The sequence below is a fragment of the Vibrio caribbeanicus ATCC BAA-2122 genome (assembly GCF_000165125.1).
Lineage (GTDB): Bacteria > Pseudomonadota > Gammaproteobacteria > Enterobacterales > Vibrionaceae > Vibrio > Vibrio caribbeanicus.
The window spans coordinates 1-26,494 of the sequence record NZ_AEIU01000076.1 but is presented as its reverse complement, the minus strand read 5'-3'; the positions used below and the strand labels follow the sequence as shown (position 1 = coordinate 26,494).

Here is a 26,494-nt window from a genome sequence, read left to right as displayed (position 1 = left end):
CTTATTGTCATCAATGATAGGATTTTATATCCAAGTCACTTCGTAACAAAATAAGTGGAACTTGCTGTTTACATTGTTTGATAGAAAACAGCTTAGTGCTCCACTTGTAAAAGCTTTCTCCTGATCTTATTTCACCTGCGACAGTGCTACTTCAATTGCACTATCGAGCTGTGTGTCGATCCCATTTGCAATATCCTCAGGATGACTCAAAACTTTAACGTCAGGAATAAGTTCTAAATTTTCATAGTATTCACCAGATGATTTCTTTACTGGTAAATATGGAAAGCTATAGATGATATCTGGGTAAGTATGTGGTTGTATATATTTGACTGCTGTTCCAGTACCGGGGACGGGTTCACCTATTATTGGGCCAACATTTAGATCCATGTAATACTGACCGAAGACTGAAGCGTCGGAATACGACCATGCATTGATAAGAGTTACCGATGGTTTTACCCAACCCATGCTGCTGGCTTCAGAGCTTGGTTTCCCTTTTGAAGGAGCCAACACGGCGACTTCTCTGGTGGTTAGAAACTGAATGAGTGTATTGGCTAGCCAACCTCCTCGATTAAAGCGTATGTCGAGAATGAGAACTTCGGTATTTTTCAGTCGACCAAGTGCTTCTGCAAATAAGTGCTCAAAGTTGGCTAAATTCATGTCTGATAAATACACATAACCTACTTTTCCATCACTCTTCTCAAGCACATAATCTCTTCTCAATACCTGCCATCTTTTATCTATCAGATCTGCTTGATGTTGCAAAGAAATGGCGGTGACTTTTTTCTGCCATGATTCCTGGCTGTTATTTTCAAAACCAACAATCACTTTTTCGTCTACTTTATGGTTCAGCGCTTGAGATAATTGTGCAAGGTTAGACACAGCTTTACCATCTATCGCTACGATCCTGTCTCCAGGTTTTATCTTCGTATCTTCTCTATCAAAGGGACCACCAGGTAGGATTTCGGCGATTACAAGCGGTCTTGCATTGTTTTTCTCTGAAAGGACATGTTCATTTAATATAAGGCCAAGTACAGCAGATTCATCTGTATGTTTCTGGTTCCAAACAAAGTGATCAGCGTTGGTATGAGATACATTGAGTTCACCTGCGAGTTCCTTCAGTAGTATTGTTAAATCTATATCATTATTGATATGTGGTAAAAACTTGGCGTATTGTTTAGATAGCTCATTCCAATCAACGCCATTCATATCTGGGCGATAAAATTGTTCCTGTGTTTGAAGAATAAGTTCATCAAACGCGGCTTTTCTCCTTGAAGTCCTATCAAAATTTATCGGTATATTAAGCGCAAAGTAAGAGGCGTCTCCTGAATCAGCACTAATTTCAATAATATCATCGTCGGTCAGTAAATAGATATAGCTCTGATCTTCGGTAATATAGGTCTCTTTTGCTATGGGGTAGCCGTGGAACAGGGGGTGTGACTCACCGGTTCTAATATTATAAATAAAAGCTTTGGTTGTGTATTCTCCGGATGGAGTTTTCGTCTCCTCAATGACCAAAAGGTCATCGCCAGATAAATGTGCATCAATATAGTTGCCAGAGCTTGGTAGCTGGAAGGCCTTGCGATACTCAATACTATTTTGATTAAAGATATACTTTGGTTGAGGTAGGGGATTGTCGCTCTCATCGTGTTCCGTTTGTTCAAGGCCAAGTGAATCTTGAAAGTCTTGTTTGGCAATATTGCTTACAAAAACGCCAGTAAGTGTAGCGTTAACTGCGAACCCATCAGAAGACCGCTCTCCTGATTGCGTTGTTTGCCAAAACAGGATGTTGCCATCTTTACTCCACTCTGGAGCAAAGTTATCAAAACCGTTTTCAGATACATGAGCTATATTGCCATTCACATCAACGACCCGTATCTGAAATAAATGGGGTGAGGTTAAGAAATTAACCGCAAGTTGATTCGAATCAGGGGACCAAGCAAAGGCCAATTCAATACCCTGGATATAGCTTTCTGCCGAAATGAGCTCCTTGCCTAGATCGGATAATTCTCCAGACCAAATATCAGGCTCGATCTGAGCTTCTTCCTGACTAGCAGGAGGCTCCACTGTCACCATCATATCATTTTCTTGCTGGTTTACTTGTTGTTGAACTACGTTGTTTTTTTCAGACTCAGCCTCCGACTGATGTTTGTCAGAAGAGCCAAAGTGTATTATGTGTAAAGCTTTGCCATCGACAACAAAGGCTAACTTGGTTCCATCAGGAGAAAATTGGGGTTGTGTAAGGTTGTGTTTATCTGAGATCAAGAGGGGAGACTCTTCTCGGATAATTGATGATGACAACAACTCCTTATCGATGGTCGAGTAGCTTTGATAGATCCCCCAAAACCCATTACGCAATGCACTATAGACAGAGCCATATCCATCGGGTGTATAGCTGACATCTTTTTCTTCTGTGATGGTTTGAGTTATCGCTTTGAACTGTGATTTTTTTGTATTGAATGCGTACAAGTCACCATAGGAAGTGAGTAAGACTTCTTCTACATTTTGCTCAGAAGGAACGAAATCTGATGCGAGTCTGCTGTACCAGTAATTCTGTTCTTTTGGTGAAAAGTTATTAATTTGGATCGCTATTTTTTCTGGAGACTTTGCACCATTGTTCAATCTATAGAGCTCACCTTTGTATGAAAAGCTAAGATTATTCTCATTATCAGCGGTAAGGTCTCTGACCGGGTGCCCTTTTAAAAAGGTTAATTGCTTTGTTTGCGAAGTTGCTAAATCGTAGAACCATACGTTGAAATCACCACTTTGCTCACTCAGATAAAAAAAACCGTTTTGTTCGCTATTCCAAACAGGTTTTTCTGCGGCAATGCGCTCATTGGTCAAACGTGTATGAGTGTTGGTTGCTTTGTCAAAGAGCCAAATGTTGGGTACTGCGAACGACTGTTGATGCTTTCTATAAGCTTGATCTTTATGGGGAGAGTTATAAAGTAACTGAGATGTGCTCTGATTCCACATTGCATTTTTAGCCGGCAATGTCATGGCTACCGCCGCTCTTTGTGATTTAAGGTCAATATGATACAGCTGGCTAAAATGAAGTCTCGAAAGGTTATAGAAATCTTGTCGATGAGATGTCACTCTGGATGTATTAAATAGAAGGCCTTGACCGTTATTAGTAAATGATGCGGGAATATCATCCCAAGAGTTATAAGTGTGCCGAGTTATTTGGTTAGTTCCAATTTCTAATGTAAACACATCGTCATGGCCGTATGGTTGGGCAGCAAAAGCGAGAGTTTTGTTATCTGAAGACCAGACTAGGTGGTGTGGATAAAAATCACCGTTGGTGATGGGTGTAGCGCTTCCTCCGGTGCTATCAACGAGAAAGATTTTGCTTTGGTAGGTAAAAGCAAGATATTTTCCATCGGGAGAAAGTGCAGTATTACGTAGCCACAGCGGCTCATTATTTTTGGAAAGATATTCCGCTCCATTAGCCAACACTAATGTACTAAAAAGCAAGGTGGTCAGGATAGGCAAATATACAGGTCGGAGCATGTCCATTTCCTTGTATTGGCAGTTTGTATTATAAAAATGATTGGTAGTTATTGTTTATTTTAGTTTCTTTATCAATGATTGCGGTGTAATTATTTGCACTACCTTTCAAAAGAGCACGGTTACTAACTAAATGCTGGAGAATGAACAGAGCGATTGTCCCGGTAAGTGTTGGGAAATGTTGAGAGGAATACAAGCTCGGAATCGGGGCACGTGTGATACTGGTCTGGATAGAGCAGGGCTAGATAGGGTAGCCCTGCTTTGACTATTTAAAGCTCAACTTCACCAATTACTAAGGGTTCAATCGAAACGGTGACATTACCACCAGCTCCAGTATGGTCTGTGTACGTCGCATTTTGTTGAATAGTGTACACTGCATCAATAACATCATCATTATCTACCCACATACTTTCCGGGAAGGCATCCATTATGCGATTAGTAATTTGAGGGATCACCGCATATTTTTGTACGCGCGGGTCTTCAATATTGTTAAGTACTTCTTCGGCAATTTTGACAAGATTCTGTGCAATATCTTTGTATTGTACTTTGTCATCCATTTCCATAAATATCATGTCAGCAGCGGCCCATCGATAGCGTTGCCAATAAATTGCTATTTGGTTAATTGGATACTCTATTTTTTGGTAGTCAACCACTGGCATTTCAACGATATCAATCTGTGGTGCCATTCTTGATGGTGATACGCCTGTGACAATTGCGTAAACTTCGGCAGGCTGCAACCAGAGTTCTTTTATGTATTCTGCTCTGAACTTCTTGATGACGGAAGTGTGGATTTCTTCTGGGAATTCCTCTTCCTCTGGTTCGGTATTTTCATTGAGAGCCGTACGAATCCCACTTTTATTCAATGTTTTTTGGATAATCTGGTTCATTGAACGGGCTGTTTCACGCATGATTTTTGAGCGTTGAATATCAAGTACTAGCACTGGTTTATTAGGAAGCTCCGTCGGTGAGAGCTCTTCGGTCTCTCCCAATAAGTTGTAAGCATTGACTGCTTCATTTTCGTTTCCATCTGCATCTGGAACAATTAATGGAGAAATATTTGCTTGCCATAGTGGATATAGGCCTGGGTTTGCAATACGAATGATCACAAAGTCTTTAAGCTCACTATCCAGTCCACGCTGCTCTAAGATCTCTGTTTCTAATTGATCGACTTTGGATTTTGTTTCAGTCGATAGAACGAGCCCATCAATATCTACTGTGAATTTTCCCAAACTAAACTGCTCGTCAATAATACCTTTATTACTGTTCCAATGAGTAAAAATGTCCTGCGCAATAGAGTGCTTTAGCTCTTCAACTGACCCCGCGTGGCAAATAAAGCTAGTGAAAAAAGAAGCTGTCAAAAATATCTTCTTAAGCATGGTCATTCATCCTTCCTTGTCTGATGTTTAATATTTTTGTATGCCAAAGATTTAAGGTTCACAACCTATAAATTAACCAAATATAGCTATGCTCACACATATAGATTCGGTTAATAATTGACCACTCAGCGGGATATTTTATTATTAATGAATAAAATATGATTATTAAGAAGTATTCGAAATGTGAATAATTTTGCTATTAATATGTTTTTTTAATTAATGAGGTGTTGTTTATTAAATCTTAAAAAAATAATCAATTAATATCAGAGCTTTATATTTTCTCTCAATTTTCCTTTTATTTGTTTATTGTTTATTTTGTTATTAGTGTTAATTTTCGATGTAAAATAACCATTTTTTTTGACAATGTTAACGAGGGACTATTTAAACAATAAGGTTAAAATTTTATCATTTCTTCTATAAGTCTACCTAAAAATGCTGAAAAAAAGTTGAATTCACAGCGTTTATTCCAGTTCAAGATTAGTTTTTTTACCTTTCAAAAAAAACAATGAATCATATAAGCCACTTGTCCACACAAGTATGGTTTTAGGCAAGGTAAAAAATTCTCAGTTAATTTAGTTCGATAAATAAGTTTACTCGTACTGACTGAACATAAAAACACCGGAGATAATACAATGAAGCAAACAAATATGCGTTTAAACAAAGTCGTAAGGGCAATGATTGTTACTGGATGTATTGCGGGAGCTATGGCTTCAACCATAACAAGCGCAAACGCCGATGAGCATCCATGGGTTACTGGCCATGGGTTGACCAAAACTAAGATAGACTCATCAAAAGAACGTTATAACACTTATAAATCTGATGAGTCTTTACCACCTGTGTCTGCCTACTTATCCAATTGGGCGCATTATCAGCAAGGCTACAAACCAAGTATTGAGGCTTTGTCTAAATACGATACCGTAATTCTTTCGTTCTTCGGTTTATGTGGTACTGAAATTGGTGACCCTGCAATTCCTAATGCAGTGCAAAAATTAAAAGAGCACTGTGGGAAATTTAATGCTAAAAAGTTTGAAATTATGACCACTGACTTTTGGGCAGATTTACAAGTGGGTTTTCCATCCGCTGGAATTTCATCAGGGAGTAAGCAATGGCTTGAGCCAAACCCATCGGGAATGCTCGGGGTGATGAAAAAGCTCGCGGATGAAACCGACACAAAAGTTGCTGTTTCTATTTTCGGCTGGTCTTTATCAAATATTGCTTCTGATGCAGTAAAACCTGAAAACCGCAAAGTGTTCATTGCGAGTCTCATAAGATTCCTTGAGGCTTACCCATTTGTAAGTCAACTTGATATTGATTGGGAGTATCCCGGAATCCAAGGAGCGTCTGAGAATGTTTTTGACCCTGATAATGATGCGAGAAATTATGCAGAATTCATCACCGAGCTTCGTTCTGCTCTTAATAATGCTCATCGTGAGGATGTAAAAATTGGTATTGCCTCAGGCGCGCCTCAAGACAAAATTGATGCCGCTGAGTTACAAAACCTAATTACTGCAGGCGTAGATACTATTCACTTGATGACTTATGATTTCTTCGGTGAATCATGGGCCGAAGGGTTGGCGCACCATACAAACCTTATGTCGAATGCGAGTAGAGACTGGTCCTCAGATGCGTCAATTGATTATATGATTAATGAACTACATATCGATCCTAAACGAATTCAAATTGGTTACGCGAACTACAGCCGTAATGCAATCAATGCCAATATTACTTCAAAAAGTCCACTTGAGGGCAGCTTCACCAAAGGTGAGAATGTTATGGGGACATTCGAAGGCGCCTCTTCACAGATCAATGATATTTTCACAAACTACTTAAAGCCTCATGAAAACAATGGTTTAATTCCTCAAAATGGCTACCACTTGTTTACGGATGCTGAAGCTAATGCTGATTATTTATACAATAAGGACAATCAAGTTTTTGTTTCTTTCGATACGCCTAGGACTGTCTACGCCAAAGCACAATACGCGAGAAAACATAACCTAGGTGGTATCTTTAACTGGATGGGTGATCCTGATGAGGGATTGATGCTTAATGCCGCAAGAGAAGGCCTTGGCTACACTCGTGAAAACACAGTGATTGACATGGACAAGATAATTAACACATGTGGTGAGAACATTATTTCCCCAGATGAATGTCATGACCTAACTCACTTAATTGACTCTGACCCAGGTCACGCTGTGCATGCTGAAGATGTAACGACGGAATATCAGCCTGGACGTCACTACGAACTGTTGGCAACGGTTGATGACAATACGGAAATCAAGAATGTTGAATGGTCTTTAGAAGCAGTTTCTGGCGTTGATGCGAAAGATGTGGTCATTGCTGCGAATCAAGGGCTTTCATCAAGCTTTGAAATCAAAGTAGCGGATGTTGTTGAAAATATAAATGCAAGCTTTAAGGTCACAGTAACATTTGCGGATAATAAAACATCATCAGCCACGATGAAATATAAACTTAAAGTTGATGAGAGTATTCCTGTCATAACTGATATTGTAAATCCGGATGAGTATATTTATGGCTCTGGTGAAGCGTTTAATTTCAATGTGATTGCAGAAGATAGCCAAAGTAAGCAATTGAATTACCAGTGGCAAGTTACGCCTAGTGATACGGCAATTAGCTCAGGAATTAATGGGTCTAACTTGGCCATTGATATAGAGAAATTGGCTAATCGCCCAAGCTATGATGTAACGGCAAGTGTGACTGTGACCAATCACTTTGGTAATACAGCTGAGAGCTCTGCAACGACCAAAGTTAAAGGCGATCCGAGCCTAAACCAACCGCCTGTAGCGTCTTTCGATGTTAGTCCAGAAAATGCTCAACAAGGTGATGTTATTGAGATGACATCAACATCGAAAGATGAACTTGTTGATGAGTTGCAATATCAGTGGCATGTCACTTTCAATGGTACAGACATTACTGTTGATCAAAAACGCGGTGTTACGGCTTCGTTTAAAGCTCAAGATGCAGGGGAATATCAAGTTAATCTTCAAGTAACAGATGTCTTTGGCGTTACAGGTGAGTACACACAGGATGTCGAGGTTTCTGAACGACTGATTCCTGAGCAATGTGATGGTATTGACCCAGATGCTGACCAATATCCAGCATGGGTTCAAGGGAATACTTATTTGGGTGATGATGTAGTGAGCCATAACTCTCTTGTCTACAAAGCCAAATACTGGACGCAGACTGAGCCATCTGCAACGGCTGTTGAGTGGACGTTAATGTCTAATGAAGTACTGCCGTGGAATGCAGATGCAATTTACTCAACCAATGATGAGGTCGACCATAATGGCAGACATTGGCAAGCTCAATACTATGCAGAGAAAGGCGATGAACCTGGTGTAGCACCTATGTGGAAAGACGTTGGTGAGGCTGTGTGTCCTTAAAGCAAAATAGAGACAGTTAAAAAACACCCCAATTGGGGTGTTTCTTTTTTTTTCTCTAAAAATACTCAAGTGACTTCAAGATACGATATTTTTATTTTTCTTGATGAGATTGGAGAATATTTTATCTTTTACTAACGACTCTGGTCACATTTATAATCCTCACGCAATGGAGTTGTCTAAATTCGATTATATTTATGAATGTTGTTTTGTTCGTTTTAGAACAATGATTCTTTTTTTATAGGTAACTAACTGTTTCTATATATTAAAGATGCTAAGTTTTTATTGATGCATTTGTAATCAAATATAAGATGTGTACTATGCTACGATTTAGTAGCATTAAATAGTGTGTAATTGTTATTCTTTTTAGAGTGTATCCTGATACTCCATCTCGTTTTTATGTCGTTATTTTGAGTCAATATAATTATGGGCTAACTCCATGATATTAAGATCAAAAAACTTCGAAACATCGAAAATAAGAGAGTAACAGAGTTCGTCAGCGAGGAAATAGTTCAATGAAAGATAAAATCGGCACGAAAGTCATTCTTTGGGCAACATTAATTGGGGGGGCAATAAGCTCACTGGTCAAATCGGGTACAGAAGCCAATATGCCACCGAGAATACCGGGAGAGATCTCACCCCCAGCGGAAAATATCGATCAGTGGTTGGGTTGGTTAGGAATAAACTCCCATTCATTAGATTATGTGTATCAGACAGTTACAGTGCCAGGGGCTGTTATGATTTATCACTGGTTATTCAGTTTCGCTTTTGCTTTTGTTTATATTGCTCTATCAGCAGTCTGGCCTAAAGTGAGACTCTGGTATGGGGTTGCGTATGGGCTAGTGATCACTTTTGTAATGCATGGCTTACTTATACCAGCTTTAGGCTTTCGTCATCCTGCCTATCTTGATGGAGAAACAGGCTGGCTCTGGAATTTGAATGGTTACGAATTTTGGAGTGAAACCATTGGACACATTTGCTGGTCGGTATCGATCGAGGTAAGTTTGATAGCAGTATTAGCTTATTTCTCTCGACCTATTGTTGGTTGTTGGTGGCACAAAACGCCTGCGGATGTTTAATACTATCATTGAGAATTTATGTCATTCCATCTAGTGGCGTGTGCTTCTAGTATACCGATACCCAAATGACTTCAGCACACTATCCAGTCGCTTCAAGTAATTTGGGTATATGCATCGCAGTTACGCCTGTAATCTCATTATTATTACATTATTTCATGAGAAAAATATTTTTTGGTGATTCGACTATGCTCACCGTCAGTGATAATTTGTTTCAGAGCTCTATCAAGCTTTTCTTTTAAATCTTTATCTTGTTTTCTGATGGCAATGCCCACCCCTTTACCAAACCACTTTTCATCGGTAAATCTAGGCCCACTAAAGTGGTAGTTCTTACCTTGTTCTGTGTCTAAGAAGCCGACACTTAGTCCAATGGTCCCACCAAATACGGTATCTAAGCGTCCGTTTAATAAATCGATAAACGCTTCATCAAATGTACTATAGCGACGTATATACCCAAGTAACCTCAAGATGCTAGGTTCAGCGAGAATGGCTTGCTTTACAGGCAAGGCAACGATTTGAAAATCTAGTCATCTAAATTGAAAATCGGTAACGAGGCATGTAAAGCAAGACAACTCGCCCTTTGGGAGCGTGCCACAGTGCCGATTTCATCGTCAAACAACTTGGTAAGAGTTCACTATTACGCTGCGTTATTTTCCTTGAATTCAACACTGTGGCATCGCTCTGAATCCTGTATTTTGAAGTCACTTGGGTATATTGAAATTAGGATAAAGTTGGGAAAGAAATTTATCACCTATGGTTGCTCTTTGAACTCCAATCTTAAGAGTTTCAAAACCTCGACCTCCAAAATTTATCTCTTTTTCTTTATGCACAATAAACCTTGTCGCCGCTTTAGCATAAGGGATGGTAAAACTTACGCGTTTTTCTCGTTCTTCGGTAATGGTCATTGCGGCCAATATCGCATCATTTTTCCTACTCAGGAGTGATGGAATAATGCCATCCCAATCAGTCTTATTAATCGTACACTTTGTATTCATCACACGACAGAGAGCATTTATAAGATCAACCTCAAAACCTTTTAAACTTCCTTCTTTTGTTGTCCAGCTAAAAGGATGATAGGCTCCTTCTACAGTAAATCGAATATTTTCCCAATTTTTTGCCAAAGAAAAATGAGGTAAAGAAAGCAATGTTAAAAATAAAAATAATCTCATTTAAACTCCTTTTTATTGATGCGGCGCTATGATGAAGTAATGCTGGTTTAAACATGTTTCTTCTATTGAAATTTATCCAATAATAAATGGTTGAGATAAGAAGTACCCAGCGATAACTTTGCCCTTTCTCGGTTAAGATCCATACCGCAATGATGCAAACTTTTTTCCTCACAGTTACAACTTAGATGTGATTTAAATTTGGTGTTTAGAACTCAATACTTGTCATTTCCTTAATTGCCATTCTACTTTTACCTATGGACATTTAAAAGTGGTGTCAATTCTTTATCTATCGATATGTATGTAAATGCTATTTTGGGAGGGTATAATGCCTTTTAATCAAGAAAGAAAAATGAGAGACATTCCCCGACAGCCTATCTACCGTTTCGTTGTTTCAATTGATGGTGAAAAGGTATCCTTTAATTCAGTCTCAGGCTTGAATATTCCTGATGACTCTGAAATATCACTTTCAAATGAAGCATTAGAAATCACTTTTCATGACGGACTATTGAGTAATAACAACCCGCTTTATCAATGGCTCAATCACAGCTCTACGGATAAGGTGGAGAAAAAAGACATATTAGTAACACTAATAAAAGAAGCTGGTGGTCAATTAATTGCTTCTTGGAGCGTAATAAATGCTTTACCCACTAAACTATCCTCTCCAACAGCCGATAAGAACGGTAATGATATATTTGTTGATGAAGTATCAATGATTGCAGACAGTATAACTATGGTCGCACATTGATTTAAAGAGGTGGAAAATGACCCGAGTAAGTTTGTCCGAGTCTTCAACTATTCAGCCCTCGCAGGGTGACTATCTCGGCACAAGCTCAACTGCAATACCGGTTTTTGCGGTTAGTGAGTTTGATTCTCTATTTTTGCATGTTAATGAATGTGTCGAATTATCAGATCGAAATGTCATTTTACTCAATTCATGGAGTGACTATCAGGCATTAAAAAATCGAACTGAAAATGAGTCTAGCTACACTATTTCTAAAGCGGACAAAATGCGAGATGAATGTGTTAGGGTATACTTCGAAAACGGCGGAGGACGTTGCTACCTGATAAAATTGATTCATTTTGAGAGAGAGGTACCTTTTTTACGCGATGCCACTCTTTTAGTACAAGCTGGTCAGCCAGCGGATCTATTTCAGAAAGTAGTAGTTAAACTTTGTACTAAGCAAAGCAGTCTATTTGCAATATGTGATGGCCCTTGTGGCAGTATTGACTCAGATAATAGCTGGAAAAACGATTATTGCGCCTCAACAAATACAGCCATTTATTACCCTTGGTTGAAGCAAAAGAAAGGCACTGATAATTTTCTGATTCCTCCAAGTGCAGCGATTGCTGGCGCATACTGTTTAAACGATTCTACACGTGGTGTTTGGCAGGGGCCAACAAGTCTTATCTTACGTAGCGGTTTAGTACCAGCTTGCGAACTAAGTGAAGATACGCTGGATGATATTGTTCATGGCGATTTAGTTATGAATACGATTCGGGAAATAAGTAATGGCTCATCCGTGATCTGGGGAGCTAAAACAGCGGGTCAAGCAAACGAACCCCAATGGTGTGATATTGCCACTCGTCGTTTGTTTTTTTGTGTCAAAAGAGCGATAAAAAACTTGCTCAGTCCTTTTGAGTCTGCACCACACTGCGCGGAGACGCTAGAGAAAATATACAATACAGTGAGTGAATATCTGAAAGTCTTGTGGCAAAAAGGGGCACTTTATGGAGCTAAGCAAGAAGAAGCTTTTTTCGTAAAAGTGGAAAAGTACAACAACCCCACACGAGATAAACAGCATAAACTCTCTGGTAACCAACATCTTAATATTCATATTGGTATGGCAGTGACAGCTCCAGATGAGTTTTTGAGCTTTGATTTAACCCAATCATTGATATGAACAATAACTAATGTACAGCTTACAATCTCAACACTAGAATGAACGCTGTTTTAAATTTTAAGTTGGTACTCATTCATGAAACATTTTATTGTTTTACTTGTTTCTCTAATCGCATCATTTCCATCATTAGCTGAGCGCCACCAGATTGGCTTGGGGCTTGGTGGGGCCGATCTTGATGGTCGTGACAGCGATGGAGGTTTTGCGGCGCAGCTTAATTATTCTTATCAATTTCAACCCAACTTTGCAGCTGAAATTGGCCGTATTGGTGCTTCTGGCATAGCTAGCTCTACGGTCTCTACATTATTGGGTGACACAAAAGAAACCATCGACTTTTCTAATACTTATTTAGGGATGAGAGCGAACTATTACTTACTAAGCTTTGTTAACGTATATGCCATGGGCGGTGCAACTTACTCTGAAGTGGAAAAGTCCATCAAAGTAAAAAAAACTGGTGCTAAAACGACCGATAAATCTGATGGCCTTGGTGGTTATATCGGGGCAGGCTTAGAATTAGTTGCCTTTGATAGCGTTGGTTTTGGCCTAGAATATCGAAAGTTCTTTATGCATGATGACTACAAGTCTAATAGCGTCTTGTTGATGGCCAATATAAAGTTCTAACGTTTAAATTACGTTTGTGTAAATTAGCAACGTACTTTTTATGTAAGCCGAATTGACCGAAGTATTCTTTGTTGTTCTTTTTTGCCATGTCCCTCGAGTTATTCTGTCGGCTCGGTCTAGAAGTTGATGTGCTTTGCGAAAGTGCGAAACCTAAATACCTCCCCCTTTTTTGATAAAATGAAATATAAAAATTTTATCAAAAAAAACTTTACCTCAATAATGGTTGAGGTTTTAAAGTGGTGTTGTTTGAAACTCCCAATAGAGGAAAAACAATGCTTCATTTAGAACATATAAATTTAGTGGTAAAAGATATTCCCAAAATGTTGGCATTTTATCAGGCTGCTTTTCCACATTGGTCGATTCGCGACCAAGGAATAGGTACGTGGTATGGTAAATCTCGTAGGTGGTTACATTTTGGGAATGACTATCAGTATATTGCTTTTAGTGATCATGGTGAGGGTGAAAATCGAGATTTATCTGGGCACCAGGTAGGGCTTGCACATTTTGCCTATGTTACTCATGAGATAGAAGCGCTAACAGCAAGGCTTATAAATTCAGGTTTCCCCGTTTCGAATGACGGGATGAATGAGCCTTTTCGCAGAAATGTATATTTTATTGATCCCGAGGGCTTTGAGGTCGAATTTGTACAATATTTGAGTGATGACCCTGAACTACGTAACCTCTCAAGCTAATGGCTGTACTTGATTCATTTTGAATTGATCGTTGTTCTATTAGTTTACGGTATGGTTCAGTTAATACACAGCATAGCTTGCACCCATTGAAACGAGGTGCAAGCAGTTACTTAGAAGTTATTTGGTGTGTAATCTTACGTTGAATCCAACCGGAGACATAGTAAATGCAAATTGCTCTACAACGTCTTCTGGTGGTTGTAATGCCTCAATATGAAAAGACTGTAATAAGGCATGAAACGCCAGCTTTATTTCCATTATCGCCAAGGAGCGGCCGGGGCACAATCTAGGGCCTGAACCAAAAGGTTGAATATCTGAGAAAGAAGCTTTTCCTTTTTCTAACCAACGATTTGGGTTAAATGACCGAGGAGAGTCAAAAAGTTCTGAGTCAAAGCCACTCGCATGCAAAAGAGCAAAAATAGGCGTTCCTTTCTTAATGTTAAGATCGCCAATCTTAGTATCCTTCATGGGTTCTAAGTACAACTGTGGGGCGACAGGTTTTAATCGCATCGCTTCATACATAATTGCTGTTATATAGGGGGCTCTTGGGATTGGCCAACTGAGAACCTTTTCATCACCTAGGTCAGCGAGTTCTTGTTCTAATGCTTGTGATGTTTTGTTATCACTACTGATCAGAAAAGCCATCCACGCGAGGGTATTTGCGGTTGTATCTTCTCCAGCGAGCAAGATAGTGATGGCATTTGAAATGATGTCTTTGTCGGTGAGAGTGCTGTCTTGGTCTTGTTCCGTCAACATGATTTGTAGCATGTTCTCAGGGTTTTCTTTCAGGTTGGGGTTTTCAGCCAGCTTTTGCTTTTGTTTTTCTATACACTCAGAAACAAAGTCGCGCACTTTCTTAAGGCTGATATCAAATTGTTTGTCTTTTTGGGTTTTAAAAAAACGCCAGATTGGAATTGGGGATTTGCATCTCTGATTGACCACTGGAAAGACATCACTTAAAGCAGCAGAAAGGGGAGTGTGGTCTTGCTCAATAGAATTAAAGTCCTCACCAAAAGCGAGCAATGAGGTCACATCAACGGTATACTTTTTGAACTCACTGACAAGCTCAACAGATTCTCCAGACTGAGCGAGCTTTTCGAATCTTTGATGAAGTCTTGATGTGATCGCTTTGAGTTTGGGGTAGAAGTGCTTCAAATGAGCGGGCTGAAACATTGGCTCTGTGAGCTTCCGTTGGTGCTTCCAGCTCTCACCCTCTGCAGAGAAGATACCGTTGACTTGCGCTTCCTCGAACACGCTCTCTATATTTTTTAAACGCCGAAACTCATCTGGTCTAGATTTGAGTACCTGCTTTACTAGTTTGGGATCGGATAGAACCAATACATTCTTCATCCCAAGCCTTAAACGAAACTGATTGCCGTATTTTTCGGTCCACTCGATCAATTGCAAATGGATGTTAGTTTTTTTAAGAAAGCTAACGTGACCCAATAAACCAGTAGTGGGTGGCATTGGGAGTTGTTCAAAGGTATTCACGGCTTCGCCTCTCAGTGTTTGAGTTTTCGGCCTGCAGTATACCTAAATGTAGACAGTGCTTTGTAGTAAAAATGCGTAAGGCATTCGAAAGAATGCCTTACTGTTGGACTAAAAAACCATGAGTATATATTACTTTGAACCGACAACTTCGAAATCATCAACTCTTAGCTTAGCGGTGCCGTCATCTTGTAATACCCAAAGCTCTTTAGTAATAACACCATAAGCTTTATTCATTTTCCATGATGCAGATAGAACCGCAGCGTCACTAGAAATAACTTCGATTTTTGTGTTCATGTATTCTACATTCTTGAAGCCGCTTCCGATAATGTATTCCCAAAGGCCTTCGGCTGCATCTTCACCCATGTAGATACCAAAAGGAATGGCTGTGGTAACACTGTCTTCTTCATAGAAACTTGCAGCTGCTTTTGCATCGCCTTTGTTAAATGCTTCTCGCCAACCTTCACTTGCTTTTTCTACCGCCTTGACGACTTTCTTCTTTTGACTTTCAGAAATAACTAGACCAGCAGGTGCTTTGTAAACATTAACAACTTCAGGTGAGAGCAGGGGTTTTGGCTCCGCATTCTTGGCTGCAAAAGTACTTAAAGAAGTTACAGATAGAGCCGCTCCAAGTAAGCCTAGTGCGATGGTATTTTTGTGAAAGTTCATAGTATTTCTCCAATTCGGTTTTGTTGTATTCAGTTTTGTTTTGCGATGGAGGTAGATTAAGTAAGTTTTACCAAACTAAAAACAGAACAAAAAGAAAACACTGTTGTTTTAAAAAGAACAATAAGTGTAATCATCGATTCTATTAAAAATATTAATAAAGAAAGTGATGAGATCATTATCTAACTATCTAATTTTCATATTGAATTTTATTTTTACAAGACTAGAATTTCACCAATTTTGATAATGATTATCATTTCTTTTTTTTGGTTGGGCATATTGTCAGGGAAGGCTATGCAACTATTTACAAAATATTTTCGTCGGTCTCGCTTCGTTGTCGTCTCTTTGGTTGCGGTTGTTATGTTAAGTGGCTGCTGGGAACCAAAAACCGAGGCGTCATTTCGTTTTTCTGCTTTGGTTGAACATCCTCATGCGGCAGGTAGCCAATTTACCATTACTCAATCCACTACTGAGCTTGTTATCGAAGGTACTCTTGATAATGATGGACGTTTGACTACAGTTATTCCCAAAGGAACTGCGCTAAATTATCCAATTCAAGTTAGTGTTTTCTTTCCCTCAGAAACCTACAAATATCTGAGTGATAGTGTTGAGATGCTTGAAAAAATGGTTAAAAACCACAGAGCTTCTAAAATGGCTAGGGTAGAAACCGTATCATCCAGCGAACCGTCTGATATTGAACCTAAAATAACATTAAAGACAACGGCTGAATTTGCTAAAGCCGATCGCGACCGAGACGGTTGGCTTTCTTTTGAAGAAATTCACTATAAAACTATAGATAGTTTGAACTTGGACTATGTCGCTCAGGTAAAGGAGCTCATGGTTGCTGCTGATATTGCTCGTCGATATCCTCACAAGCTATTTTACCCCTCGACCTATCATATGATAGGGGAATTTGAGGCGAAACAAGCCGTAAAGAGTGCTTTTTTTGCCACCAATACTGACTTGGTTCGCGAGAGTAGACAGTCACTATTTGGTCAAGCAAGTGAACCAAATGGTGAGGCCCAATCATTTTTACGGCTTGATGATAAGGGGTGGCCTTTGAGTGAACAGGGCGGGTCGTATTGGGATCTTCCTTGGTCTTGTGTGGATGATATCCGTCGCGTTTCCGTTAGAAATTATGCGGTACGCCTTTGGTTTTCTGGGATCCCAGAAAACAATAAACAACCTTCAAGTGAGATAACCTCAGTTATTCGGGAGATCAATGCTCGCAGTGTTTGTTTAAAATCAAGTTGGGCGTTGCCAACGATCAATCAATTAGCCACGCTGTTTTCCGATGGAATGGTTTCTTTCCCCAACACTTTTCCATTTTTAACTATCGATGATGCGATTTGGGCGCTCAATGAACAAGGTCAACGTGTTTTGGTTTCTTTTGCATCTGACGAGCCAGAAGTCACATCAGCTATTGAAAACCAAGAGGGAATAATATTACTTCACAGTATTGAAGTACCTGATATGTGGTTCAATATTCCTGCTCAAGAGACGCCAGTGGACTTGGTTGAACTAAGAGAACAATATGCCCAAGAACCATCACTATGGCCGAAACCAACCATTGATGAAGGAATTGAGTGGCAGGAGTTGGGGCTATTGCCGCAAGTTCCCTTTCCTGCAGATAATCCTTATTCGAAACACAAAGAAAATTTGGGTAGAACGCTTTTTTTTGACAAACGCTTATCTAAAGACAACACCATTTCTTGTGGCAGTTGTCATGAGCCTTCAAAAGGCTGGGCTGACGGTACAAGAGTGGCTGTAGGCATTGATGGACGCACCGGAACAAGAAATACGCCTACCATACTGAACACCGCTTATTATGAGAGCTTGTTTTGGGATGGCCGAGTCAAGTCTCTTGAAGAGCAATCTTTGCACCCTATTGCTAACCCTATTGAAATGGGGTTACCACTGGATGATCTCTTGGTTAAGCTCGAGAAGATCAATGCTTATCGAGCACTGTTTAAAGCAGCGTTTGGTGACGAGGGAATAACTTTGGATCGGATTGCCAAGTCCATCGCAACTTTCGAGCGAACGATCATTAGCCGCACAAATGCACTTGACCGATTTTTAATCGGTGACAAGCATGCACTGACGGATCAAGAGCTCCATGGCATGCACCTTTTTAGAACGAAGGCACGATGCTTGAACTGTCACAGTGGTCCTCTTATGACTAACAATGGTTTTGCCAATATTGGTTTAACATTTTATGGGCGTGAGTTTGAAGATAGGGGCCGATATAATGTCACCTTTGATGCTAAAGATATGGGCAGATTTAGAGTACCTGCCTTACGAGATATTGAAGCTACTGATCCAATGACTCATTTAGGCTTCTTTAAGCTGGCTATTGTTCCTCCCTCTGGGGATAGAGTCTTTGGATTACTCGCAATGTATAACAATGGTATGACAAGAAATCGCAGTGGCAATTTCCCTCAATATGAGCACAAATATGATGTTCTCTTTCCTAAGGTATCGACTCTTATAGAGCGCTTGGGGATGACGTCAGCAGAGCTTCTTGCACTGAAAGCCTTTATGTCCGCAGTATCTTCTGATGTGAGGCAAGACAGTGCGACACCGGAAGAGATGGGAATTGTAATACCAGACTAGGTCTTTAATTCGAAAAGAGCTGGCATTCAATGGCCAGCTATAAATTAAGTATCTTCGCGGCAGATTATTTAACACCGTATTTGGTGAAAATTTCGTGGCTAATATTGGCCACGACTTTATTTAACTCGCTCAACTCACTCAGTTTAGAGTTGGCGATAAAAATGCCAATAAAAATGGGTTTACGTTCTTTGCTCCAAATCATAGCAGTGAGGGTTCTCGAATTGTTTACCCCCCCTCCTGAACGATCCGCAATGGCCCAATTTTCTGGAAGCACAGATCGAGCGAGTCCATCTGAAACCATATTATTGGTCATCCAAAATTTGAGTTGCTCTTTGCTTTCAGAGTTTAAAACATTACCGAGTAATAATTTTTGTAATGTTCTAAGCATAGCTAGTGGTGTTGTTGTGTCATTAATCGCATTCTTTTCTACATAGTTTAACTTGGGCTCATAATGATCAAGACGAGTGGCTTTATCACCAATTGAACGCAAAAACTGGGTGACACCTTCGGGTCCTCCCACTTGTTCTAGTGCTAAGTTGGCCGCGTAATTATCACTCATCAACATTGTGGCACCGCAAACACTTTTTAAAGACATGTTGCCACCAACAAAGTGTTGGGTAATGGGATTCCAGTTGATTAATCCTGCTTTGGTTACGGTAATCTTTTGTGACATATTGAGCTTATTTTTCTCAACGTCATACAAAACATTCGCGCAAGCAAGGGTTTTAAACGTACTCATCATAGGGAACCTATCATCACCGTGATAGCTCCATTCCGTTGAAAATTGTGTGTCTATGACCGCGACACCAATCTGACCCTCAATCTTTTGCTCGAGTTCAGAGAGTGTTGTTGTCAGATCTTTTGCCAGAGTATGGGCGGAAATAAGCGACAATATGCCGCATAAAATCAAGTGTTTCATTGTGTTTTTGGGTTATTGGTTGGGAGGTTAATATTAGGCTGGGGGTGTCAGCCTTACAACACACCATTTCTTATCTCAGATCCAAGAAATTCTTGGCCTTAGTCATCTAGGTTTGAATGAATTAGAATGGGGCAGTTTCCATATGTGGGTGGTAAATACATGAACTTAAGTCAACTTCCTCTCAATTCACTGCGGGCTTTTTTTGTTTCGGCAAAGCACCAAAGCTTTACAAAGGCAGCGAATGAATTATGTGTGACTCAAACTGCAGTCAGTCAGCAAGTCAAAGGATTAGAGAAACGGCTTGGCGTGACTTTATTTAATCGCATGCCAAGAGGCATAAGCCTGACTCGGGAGGGGAGCCTATTATTTCCAATTGTGGAGAAAGCGTTTTCTGAGTTGACCATAGGGTTAGATAATTTGTGTCTTGGCACAAGCAGAGAGATACTTAATTTGGGGGTAGTGGGCACATTTGCGGTTAACTGGTTATTACCCAGACTTGAAAGTTTTTACCGTTCGTACCCAAATATTGATTTAAGGATCTCGACCAACAATAATGTGGCTGACGCATTTTCCGAAGGGCTGGATTATATTATTCGTTTCGGTCGTGGTAACTGGCATGCTTGTGTTTCGGAACTACTTTTTGCAACCCCATTTACGGTGTTATGTCCTCCTTTCTTGGCCAATCAGCTTAATCAACCTCAGGATATTTTCAGATATACCTTGCTGCGATCTTATGATGTGTATGAATGGGATCAATGGCTGCGTCAAGCTGGCTTATCGAGCCAATCACATTCTGTAAATTGCATTACGTTTGATTCGACAGCCTTGATGATTGAGGCGACGATTCAAGGTTTTGGTCTTGCTTTAGCACCACCGGCTATGTTTCAAGAAAAAATCACTCAGGGTAGTCTTGTTCAACCTTTTAATATCTTGTTGGAAAAAGGAGGTTATTGGCTAACTCGTTTAGATAGTAAACCTGAAACACCCGTGCAGCAGGCTTTCAAAACTTGGCTAAATCAGCAATTCTGAAGCGTCGCTTTTAAAGTCGTTTAAAACTAGGCGTTTCCACGATCATTTCTTTCCTGTTTCACTGTAAATAATTATTTGTTATGTTATAACATAACCATTTAATTCTGATCATTGCATTTTACAGTGAGGACAAACGATGAATGCACCGCTCTCTAAAGCGCTTACAAGCAGTGAGTCGATAGTAAAAAATATCTCCAAAAGCAGTAGTATCGATGTTCACCCTATGATTTTGACAGATATTTACCGAAGTGACGTCAATATTGCAGTTTGGCAACGCAGCTTCGGTGAGGGTTTTAGTCAAGAGATCAAAGCATTTATTGATGCGCAATCTAAGGTTAGTAAGTCGCTAACGCTTTCTCCTGAAAATGCTTTTCAAGTGCTCAATGATGCCACTTATGGTGAGGCGCCAAAGAGCTTGATTGAGGATATGGCTCAATTAGTCGACATGTTCTGTTGTTTGTTTGATTTAAAACAAGCAGGGTTGCGTTTGGCGACATTAGATAATGCAATGTGTCCTCGTTTCCATGTTGATAATGTGCCGTGCCGTCTTGTTACAACCTATCAGGGAGCAGCAACAGAGTGGTTACCAAACGAGCATATAGACCGTTCTAAGCTCGGTCATGGGAGTAATGGTCAACCGGACGCTTTATCGGGTTTATATCCGTTAGAAAGTAATATTGAACAGCTTTGTTGTGGAGATATCGCATTACTGAAAGGCTCACAATGGATTGATAATGAAGCCTCAGGTTTGGCGCATCGTTCCCCTATTTCGTTGAATAATGATACCCGTTTATTACTGACATTAGACTTTGCTTAAGCTCTAAGTTTTTGTCGGTTGAATCAACTTTTGTTCCCCCATGATTGTTTTACAAAAAAAATGAGATATCCTATAAAGTTCAAATAAATCATGGTAATAAGTTATGGATGATAATCTAGAAGTGGCGATTCAACTGCGCGAGCAAGGCCAGTTTAAGGAATCAAGAAATGTGCTTCATGCATTGATTGATGCAAAGCAAGATATTGCTCAGGCACATTTGCACATTGCGTGGTCATACGATAGTCAAGGCTTTGAGCGAGAGGCTGTCGAACATTACGAGCTTGCCCTCTCTGGGGAGCTGTCCCTAGAAGACAGGTTTGACGCGTTACTTGGCTTAGCGAGTACTTTACGGTCATTGGGTCAGTATCAAAAAGCATTAACTTTTTTTGAACAGGCCGTCTCAGAGTATCCTAGCGCCAAACAAATCCTCCCTTTTTACTCGATGTGCCTTTACAACCTTGGACGTCACAAACAAGCAATTACTATTTTGTTGAATTTGTTGATAGAAGAAACGGATAATCAGGCAATATTAAACTATCAATCCGCCATCAAGATTTACGCACAAGATATAGATAAAACATGGTAACGCTTCTTTGACGTTAGGTTTTTCTAAACTAAAAGTAATTCGGTTGTGTCAGTCTGTTATCTGACTGCAGATGAGTCATGTACATGCAGCTTCCGCTTTTTCTAAATGGCCAAAAGCCAAGCCGCTGATAATAGGTTGGGTGAATATCACTATGCAAAAACAGAGTATGGTGAGTTTTAAGCAGTTCTAAGGCTAACAATTGGATCAGTTTTGCGCCGTATCCCTTCCTTCTCTGTGATGGTTGAGTAGCTACTGATCCTATTCCGACGCACCCCTCTTGTAATGCGAACCCTGAACAGTAAACGATGACAGAAGCGATCAGTTGATCTTTTTCGGTCAGTACATACCAGGTGCCAGATTGATATTTCGAGCTGGCACGGCACTGATGGAGGTAGTCTTCAAGGGACGTTCCAATACCCCAGGCATCAAAGCCCATGATATAAATGATGTCTAATTCGCAGGGCTTGGCCTTTCTCAACAGCATATTAGTTTTTTGTCGTGTCGCTACAGAAACTCTCGATATATAAAGCTTCGACCTTATCTCTCGCCCATTGAGTGCGGCGTAAAAATTTGAGTGAAGATTTAATAGAAGGATTGTTATAAAAGCAATTTATTTGGATCTTCTCATCTAATCCTTTCCAACCATAATGGCTATGTAAGCGAACAAGGATCTTCTCGAGTGTTAAGCCGTGCAGTGGGTTATTAGGTTGATGCTGATTCATTGTTTTTCAGTGCCGGATAATAAAGCTAGAACTTACGTGATTGCACAGTGATAAGCAAGAAGAAACAGGTTATGTGACCAAGTAACTTCAATTCACAATTGTCTAAATAGTGCTAGCGCACTTTGTTAACTCCAAATACCGTTAATCACAACACTACCTAGCAATTTTATTATTTTTACTTCCTTTAAATCAACAATATGGATAATACTTTCTATCAATTATGAAGGTGTGATGAAATTTTCTGTAGAGGTGGTGGGTCTATTTGGAGGAGCAAGGCAAGCGTCTTGTACTCAGGGAAACTGTCATTACATGTTCACGTAATCTCGGTAACCAATCCAAAGACAAGGAGTAAAATACAATGAATAAAATTCAAAAAAGCGCCACGTTTGCATCTACCGTATTAGCCGTTGCGATGAGCACTGGTACCATCGCAGCAGAGTCACCAGCGGGGAGCTCCGGTTCTGCAATCGGTGCGGGAGATAAAGTCCATTGTTATGGCATTCACTCTTGTAAAGGCCAATCAGACTGTAAAACTGCTGAGCACTCTTGTAAAGGGCAAAACAATTGTGGTGGTCATGGCTTTAAAGCAATGAAAGCGAAAGAATGCCTCGATAAAGGTGGCGTAATTTCCGACGTGTAAGATCAGTAAGGAGAGAGTGATGACTTTAAGTTTTGGACTCGGGTTACGTACTCAGCATTACAACGATTTTCTGAATACCAAGCAGCCCGTGGACTGGCTGGAAGTTATTTCTGATAATTACATGGTCAATGGTGGTAAGCCATTGGCCATGTTGGACCGAATTCGTGCCGATTACCCAGTGACGATGCATGGTGTTTCTATGTCGATAGGGTCGGTGAAAGGCTTAGATCAAGAGTATCTAAAAAAACTCAAAGCACTTGAACAACGCATCCAGCCTATGTGGGTATCTGATCATCTATGTTGGGGAGGTGTCCATGGCCGTAAATTACATGATCTTATGCCGCTCCCTTTTACGCAAGAAGCTTTAGAGGTTGTGTCGCGAAATATCCGACATGCACAAGATTTTTTGCAGCGTCCATTGGTGATTGAAAACGTCTCTAGTTATGTTGAGTTTAAAGATTCAGAAATGACGGAGTGGGATTTCCTTAGCGAAATCTGCAACCGAACGGGATGCCAACTATTGCTCGATATTAATAACATTTACGTCAGTGCATTTAATCACGGGTTCTCACCTTTTGATTTCATTGATAGTGTGCCTTCGGAGCAAATTCGCCAATTTCATCTCGCCGGACATCAAGATAATGGTGATCATCTTATCGATACACATGACCACCCAGTTTGCCACGGTGTTTGGGAGTTATATGAATACGCACTTCATCGTTTTGGCTCAGTGCCAACCATGATTGAACGCGACGATAATATTCCGCCGTTATCGGAACTACTTGAAGAATTAGAAACGGCAAAAGCGATTGCGAGTAAGGTATTAAAAATCGAGGGGGCCGCGTGAATTTAGAAGAATTGCAACATCGGTTTCAAGACATTGTTCTAACCAAAGAGTGTACCTACGCAGACTGGGTGAGTGAGAGGGAAGGGCGGTTGCCTTCAAGAGATCGTTTGGCGATATATCACAATGCCTACCGAATTCGATTGATTGACGTTCTTCGAGAAAACTTTGCACATACGGTGATCTATTTGGGAGATCATTGGTTCAATCAATTGGCTTCAGATTATGTGCAAAGCCACCACTCTACTTATAACAATATTGGTTATTATGGGCATCAATTTGCGGAGTTTGTTGCTAATCAGTTACCAGTGGATAAAGAAGTGGCTGAGCTGGCGGAGTTAGATTGGGTACTGAGGCGCGTATTTGATGGAAAAGACAGTGTGCCGTTAACAATGGAGACACTTCCAGTTTTGGTGAGCCAAGATCCCGACAATTTTTGTTTAACCCCAGTGCCGACCATGACGCTTATTACCCATGAATACAATACGCTTGATATTTGGCATGCGATAGACAAAGATTCAACGCCTCCTGAGGTGATAGCATTACCTCAACAGGTGGATGTGCTGATATGGCGCAAAGAGCATTCCCCACACTTTCGAAGCGTATCACCCTTAGAGTCACTTGCTCTGCAATGGGTTCATGAAGGGCATGCAGTGAATGAAATAGGGGAGGCGCTACAAAACCGCTTCCCAGATGTTGATGTTTCGAACGAGTTTGGGTTGATGCTCCAACGCTGGATTAACGATGAGGTATTGGCATTTCATGTTTGACTCAATGTTACGAATCTGACTGAGTTGACTTATTAGGTCCTCTATTCGCTCGTTTGTATTTGGCTTGATATTCGCGTCTTTACTTTGTTATTTCAAACCTTAAACGCATAACTGATTGATTCATATATTATTTAATGGTTCATCGAATGATCTAGAGCGCACAAAAAAAGAATTTCCGGATAACTTTTTGTATCGGAAAATTCTTTGTGAGCTGTCCGGTTTAACTGGTACAGATTAATGTTAAGTGACCGTGTAATATCGGGCAAAGATAGCACCGAAAATTAGTTAATTGACGCTATAGTCTCTTGTTATTCCACCCACATTGTGAACCCTGATATATCCATCCGCGCAGTCTCCTTGACTATCATAACCAATGAAAGCCCTAGATTTAGAGGTATGAAGTGCAAGTAGCCTCGAAAACATTCTGTTTGCAGCGGCTTCTTTTAAATCCGAATCGATAGCAAAATAGTCACTCTTACATGATGGGTGTGATTTTGGTTGGCTCGCCAACTTAAACAAAACTAAACCACTTGAGTATGTAAGTATATTGACAACATGACCTTCAATATTTTTATCATATCTAGCCCAAGTTGATGATGAAAACACCATTAATAAACATATAAAAAAACGCATACTTAACTCTTTTATTTAACTTTCCTTTGATAGGTAAAATCTAACGTTTATTCGATGGAAAAATGTCGTTTTCAGTCCACCGAGGTGAAATGTTTGTATAATATTTAGATTATAAAATCAATAGATTAGTCAATGTTAAAAAGGGGGGGCTGCAAAATAGCGCATCATTTTAGAAAGGTTAACATCTAGAGTTATTCGTATCAATAATTCGGAATAATTCGGGACACACACCAATTGAACACTAGACTTTCAAAGCACGTATTTGGACAAAAGCACCTTAGAGTATTGATTCTAAGATGCGAGATTTGGATTAGACAAAGTATCTTGAAACCTTAAACGTTTGTTTCCACTCTGTTTACAGCTAGACATTTACCTTATATGTCAGATCTTTAACGTCATCTCCAGTCATGCCGCGGAAACCCCAACAGTGCGGGGGTTGCTCTTTGATTGTAATTTCGATGTCTACAGGAGACAGACCTAGGCTAGATTCGATATTGGTAAAAAGTGCCATTATAAGAGCCTTTTTGGTTTCAACTTTACGTCCTTCCATCATATTGATTTCGATGACCGTATAAGCATCAGAACGATCATCAGGATAATAGAAGTCAGATTTATCAAGTGGCACAATTCTATGAGCACGCTTACCTTAAGGAGAGAATTATCATTTACTTGGGTACCTTCGTTCAATTTTTGGATTTTTTTAACGAGACTGGCACACATAAATTACCTTGTAAATAAGGAGGATGTGGTATGCTGATTCAACCACATAGAGAAAATATATCGCTACCATCTATCACCCGAAAGAGATATGGGAAAATAAATGAATGCTGAGTAGGGAAGTGAGATATAAGTCATTCTGAATACTCGGTAAAGTTAGGTCTTAGAGTCCTTGGCTTTTGTCTTTGGCTATTTCGAAATAAATATGTATCACTTAGGATTATTGATGTTGTTTTCTTGTTCATTGAGAACTAAACCGCATGTCATAAAATATGACTCGTGTTTGTTTAACAGATGTTTCCCTCTTTACCCAAATATC

At 40.0% G+C, this 26,494-nt stretch carries 23 protein-coding genes and 1 pseudogene; 13 read left to right on the top strand and 11 right to left on the bottom strand.

The window, feature by feature from the left end:
- Positions 1 to 126: 126 nt before the first annotated feature.
- Positions 127 to 3,507, bottom strand: a complete 3,381-nt coding sequence (locus tag RH40_RS12140) for a S41 family peptidase (RefSeq protein ID WP_009601815.1) — start codon at positions 3,505 to 3,507, stop codon at positions 127 to 129.
- A 266-nt stretch (positions 3,508 to 3,773) separates the two neighbouring features.
- Positions 3,774 to 4,886, bottom strand: a complete 1,113-nt coding sequence (locus tag RH40_RS12135; RefSeq protein WP_009601814.1) for a DUF3103 family protein — start codon at positions 4,884 to 4,886, stop codon at positions 3,774 to 3,776.
- A gap of 626 nt (positions 4,887 to 5,512) precedes the next feature.
- Between RH40_RS12135 and RH40_RS12130 the strand changes: the two genes are divergently transcribed.
- Together RH40_RS12130 and RH40_RS12125 are read left to right on the top strand one after the other, a co-directional pair.
- On the top strand, positions 5,513 to 8,281 hold the full coding sequence (locus RH40_RS12130; protein ID WP_009601813.1) for a glycosyl hydrolase family 18 protein: 2,769 nt from the start codon (positions 5,513 to 5,515) through the stop codon (positions 8,279 to 8,281).
- Between the two features lie 512 nt (positions 8,282 to 8,793).
- Positions 8,794 to 9,357: a YagU family protein gene (locus RH40_RS12125; protein ID WP_009601812.1), complete on the top strand. Its 564-nt coding sequence runs from the start codon at positions 8,794 to 8,796 to the stop codon at positions 9,355 to 9,357.
- A gap of 143 nt (positions 9,358 to 9,500) precedes the next feature.
- On the opposite strand, the gene RH40_RS12120 is transcribed toward RH40_RS12125, so the two are convergent.
- Together RH40_RS12120 and RH40_RS12115 are read right to left on the bottom strand one after the other, a co-directional pair.
- Entirely contained in the window at positions 9,501 to 9,860 is a 360-nt protein-coding gene (locus RH40_RS12120) for a transporter substrate-binding domain-containing protein (RefSeq protein WP_050790447.1), read from the bottom strand.
- 195 nt (positions 9,861 to 10,055) lie between these two features.
- Positions 10,056 to 10,523 (bottom strand): transporter substrate-binding domain-containing protein, encoded by a 468-nt coding sequence (locus RH40_RS12115; RefSeq protein ID WP_050790446.1) that lies wholly within the window; start codon positions 10,521 to 10,523, stop codon positions 10,056 to 10,058.
- 325 nt (positions 10,524 to 10,848) lie between these two features.
- On the opposite strand from RH40_RS12115, the gene RH40_RS12110 reads away from it, so the two are divergent.
- The 4 genes from RH40_RS12110 (at position 10,849) to RH40_RS12095 (ending at position 13,734) form a co-directional block, all read left to right on the top strand.
- Positions 10,849 to 11,268 (top strand): phage tail protein, encoded by a 420-nt coding sequence (locus tag RH40_RS12110; RefSeq protein WP_009601811.1) that lies wholly within the window; start codon positions 10,849 to 10,851, stop codon positions 11,266 to 11,268.
- Positions 11,269 to 11,284: 16 nt separating this feature from the next.
- Entirely contained in the window at positions 11,285 to 12,424 is a 1,140-nt protein-coding gene (locus RH40_RS12105; RefSeq protein WP_009601810.1) for a hypothetical protein, read from the top strand.
- A gap of 75 nt (positions 12,425 to 12,499) precedes the next feature.
- Entirely contained in the window at positions 12,500 to 13,042 is a 543-nt protein-coding gene (locus tag RH40_RS12100; protein WP_009601809.1) for an outer membrane beta-barrel protein, read from the top strand.
- A 272-nt stretch (positions 13,043 to 13,314) separates the two neighbouring features.
- A complete protein-coding gene (locus RH40_RS12095; protein ID WP_009601808.1) occupies positions 13,315 to 13,734 on the top strand; it encodes a VOC family protein in 420 nt (139 codons plus the stop codon).
- A gap of 117 nt (positions 13,735 to 13,851) precedes the next feature.
- Here the strand turns inward: RH40_RS12095 and RH40_RS12090 are convergent, their stop codons facing one another.
- Together RH40_RS12090 and RH40_RS12085 are read right to left on the bottom strand one after the other, a co-directional pair.
- Entirely contained in the window at positions 13,852 to 15,222 is a 1,371-nt protein-coding gene (locus RH40_RS12090; protein WP_009601807.1) for a cytochrome P450, read from the bottom strand.
- Between the two features lie 129 nt (positions 15,223 to 15,351).
- Positions 15,352 to 15,888, bottom strand: a complete 537-nt coding sequence (locus tag RH40_RS12085; RefSeq protein ID WP_009601806.1) for a YybH family protein — start codon at positions 15,886 to 15,888, stop codon at positions 15,352 to 15,354.
- 291 nt (positions 15,889 to 16,179) lie between these two features.
- On the opposite strand from RH40_RS12085, the gene RH40_RS20090 reads away from it, so the two are divergent.
- Positions 16,180 to 18,498: a cytochrome-c peroxidase gene (locus tag RH40_RS20090; RefSeq protein ID WP_009601805.1), complete on the top strand. Its 2,319-nt coding sequence runs from the start codon at positions 16,180 to 16,182 to the stop codon at positions 18,496 to 18,498.
- 64 nt (positions 18,499 to 18,562) lie between these two features.
- On the opposite strand, the gene bla is transcribed toward RH40_RS20090, so the two are convergent.
- Positions 18,563 to 19,417 (bottom strand): class A beta-lactamase, encoded by an 855-nt coding sequence (gene bla, locus RH40_RS12075; protein WP_009601804.1) that lies wholly within the window; start codon positions 19,415 to 19,417, stop codon positions 18,563 to 18,565.
- 126 nt (positions 19,418 to 19,543) lie between these two features.
- Between bla and RH40_RS12070 the strand changes: the two genes are divergently transcribed.
- The 3 genes from RH40_RS12070 (at position 19,544) to RH40_RS12060 (ending at position 21,849) form a co-directional block, all read left to right on the top strand.
- A complete protein-coding gene (locus tag RH40_RS12070; protein ID WP_009601803.1) occupies positions 19,544 to 20,446 on the top strand; it encodes a LysR family transcriptional regulator in 903 nt (300 codons plus the stop codon).
- Between the two features lie 136 nt (positions 20,447 to 20,582).
- Positions 20,583 to 21,263 (top strand): DUF1826 domain-containing protein, encoded by a 681-nt coding sequence (locus tag RH40_RS12065; protein WP_009601802.1) that lies wholly within the window; start codon positions 20,583 to 20,585, stop codon positions 21,261 to 21,263.
- 103 nt (positions 21,264 to 21,366) lie between these two features.
- The gene (locus RH40_RS12060; protein WP_009601801.1) at positions 21,367 to 21,849 is read left to right on the top strand and encodes a tetratricopeptide repeat protein; all 483 of its coding nucleotides are present in this window, start codon (positions 21,367 to 21,369) and stop codon (positions 21,847 to 21,849) included.
- A gap of 28 nt (positions 21,850 to 21,877) precedes the next feature.
- Here RH40_RS12060 and RH40_RS12055 read toward each other — a convergent pair whose 3' ends face one another.
- A complete protein-coding gene (locus tag RH40_RS12055) occupies positions 21,878 to 22,333 on the bottom strand; it encodes a GNAT family N-acetyltransferase (RefSeq protein WP_009601800.1) in 456 nt (151 codons plus the stop codon).
- A 1-nt stretch (position 22,334) separates the two neighbouring features.
- Positions 22,335 to 22,571, bottom strand: a complete 237-nt coding sequence (locus RH40_RS12050) for a VF530 family protein (protein WP_009601799.1) — start codon at positions 22,569 to 22,571, stop codon at positions 22,335 to 22,337.
- Between the two features lie 358 nt (positions 22,572 to 22,929).
- Here RH40_RS12050 and bufA2 point away from each other — a divergent pair, with 358 nt between their 5' ends.
- From bufA2 to RH40_RS12035, 3 genes are read left to right on the top strand one after another with little or no spacing between them, the layout of a single operon-like run.
- Positions 22,930 to 23,211: a BufA2 family periplasmic bufferin-type metallophore gene (bufA2, locus tag RH40_RS12045; protein WP_009601798.1), complete on the top strand. Its 282-nt coding sequence runs from the start codon at positions 22,930 to 22,932 to the stop codon at positions 23,209 to 23,211.
- A gap of 19 nt (positions 23,212 to 23,230) precedes the next feature.
- Positions 23,231 to 24,058: an MNIO family bufferin maturase gene (gene bufB / locus RH40_RS12040; RefSeq protein ID WP_009601797.1), complete on the top strand. Its 828-nt coding sequence runs from the start codon at positions 23,231 to 23,233 to the stop codon at positions 24,056 to 24,058.
- Positions 24,055 to 24,825 (top strand): HvfC/BufC N-terminal domain-containing protein, encoded by a 771-nt coding sequence (locus RH40_RS12035; protein ID WP_009601796.1) that lies wholly within the window; start codon positions 24,055 to 24,057, stop codon positions 24,823 to 24,825. Before bufB ends, RH40_RS12035 begins: the two co-directional genes overlap by 4 nt.
- A gap of 285 nt (positions 24,826 to 25,110) precedes the next feature.
- Here RH40_RS12035 and RH40_RS12030 read toward each other — a convergent pair whose 3' ends face one another.
- Positions 25,111 to 25,458 (bottom strand): hypothetical protein, encoded by a 348-nt coding sequence (locus RH40_RS12030; RefSeq protein ID WP_009601795.1) that lies wholly within the window; start codon positions 25,456 to 25,458, stop codon positions 25,111 to 25,113.
- A 361-nt stretch (positions 25,459 to 25,819) separates the two neighbouring features.
- Positions 25,820 to 26,101, bottom strand: a pseudogene (locus RH40_RS12025) (tautomerase family protein); the annotation flags it as partial.
- Between the last annotated feature and the right edge of the window lie 393 nt (positions 26,102 to 26,494).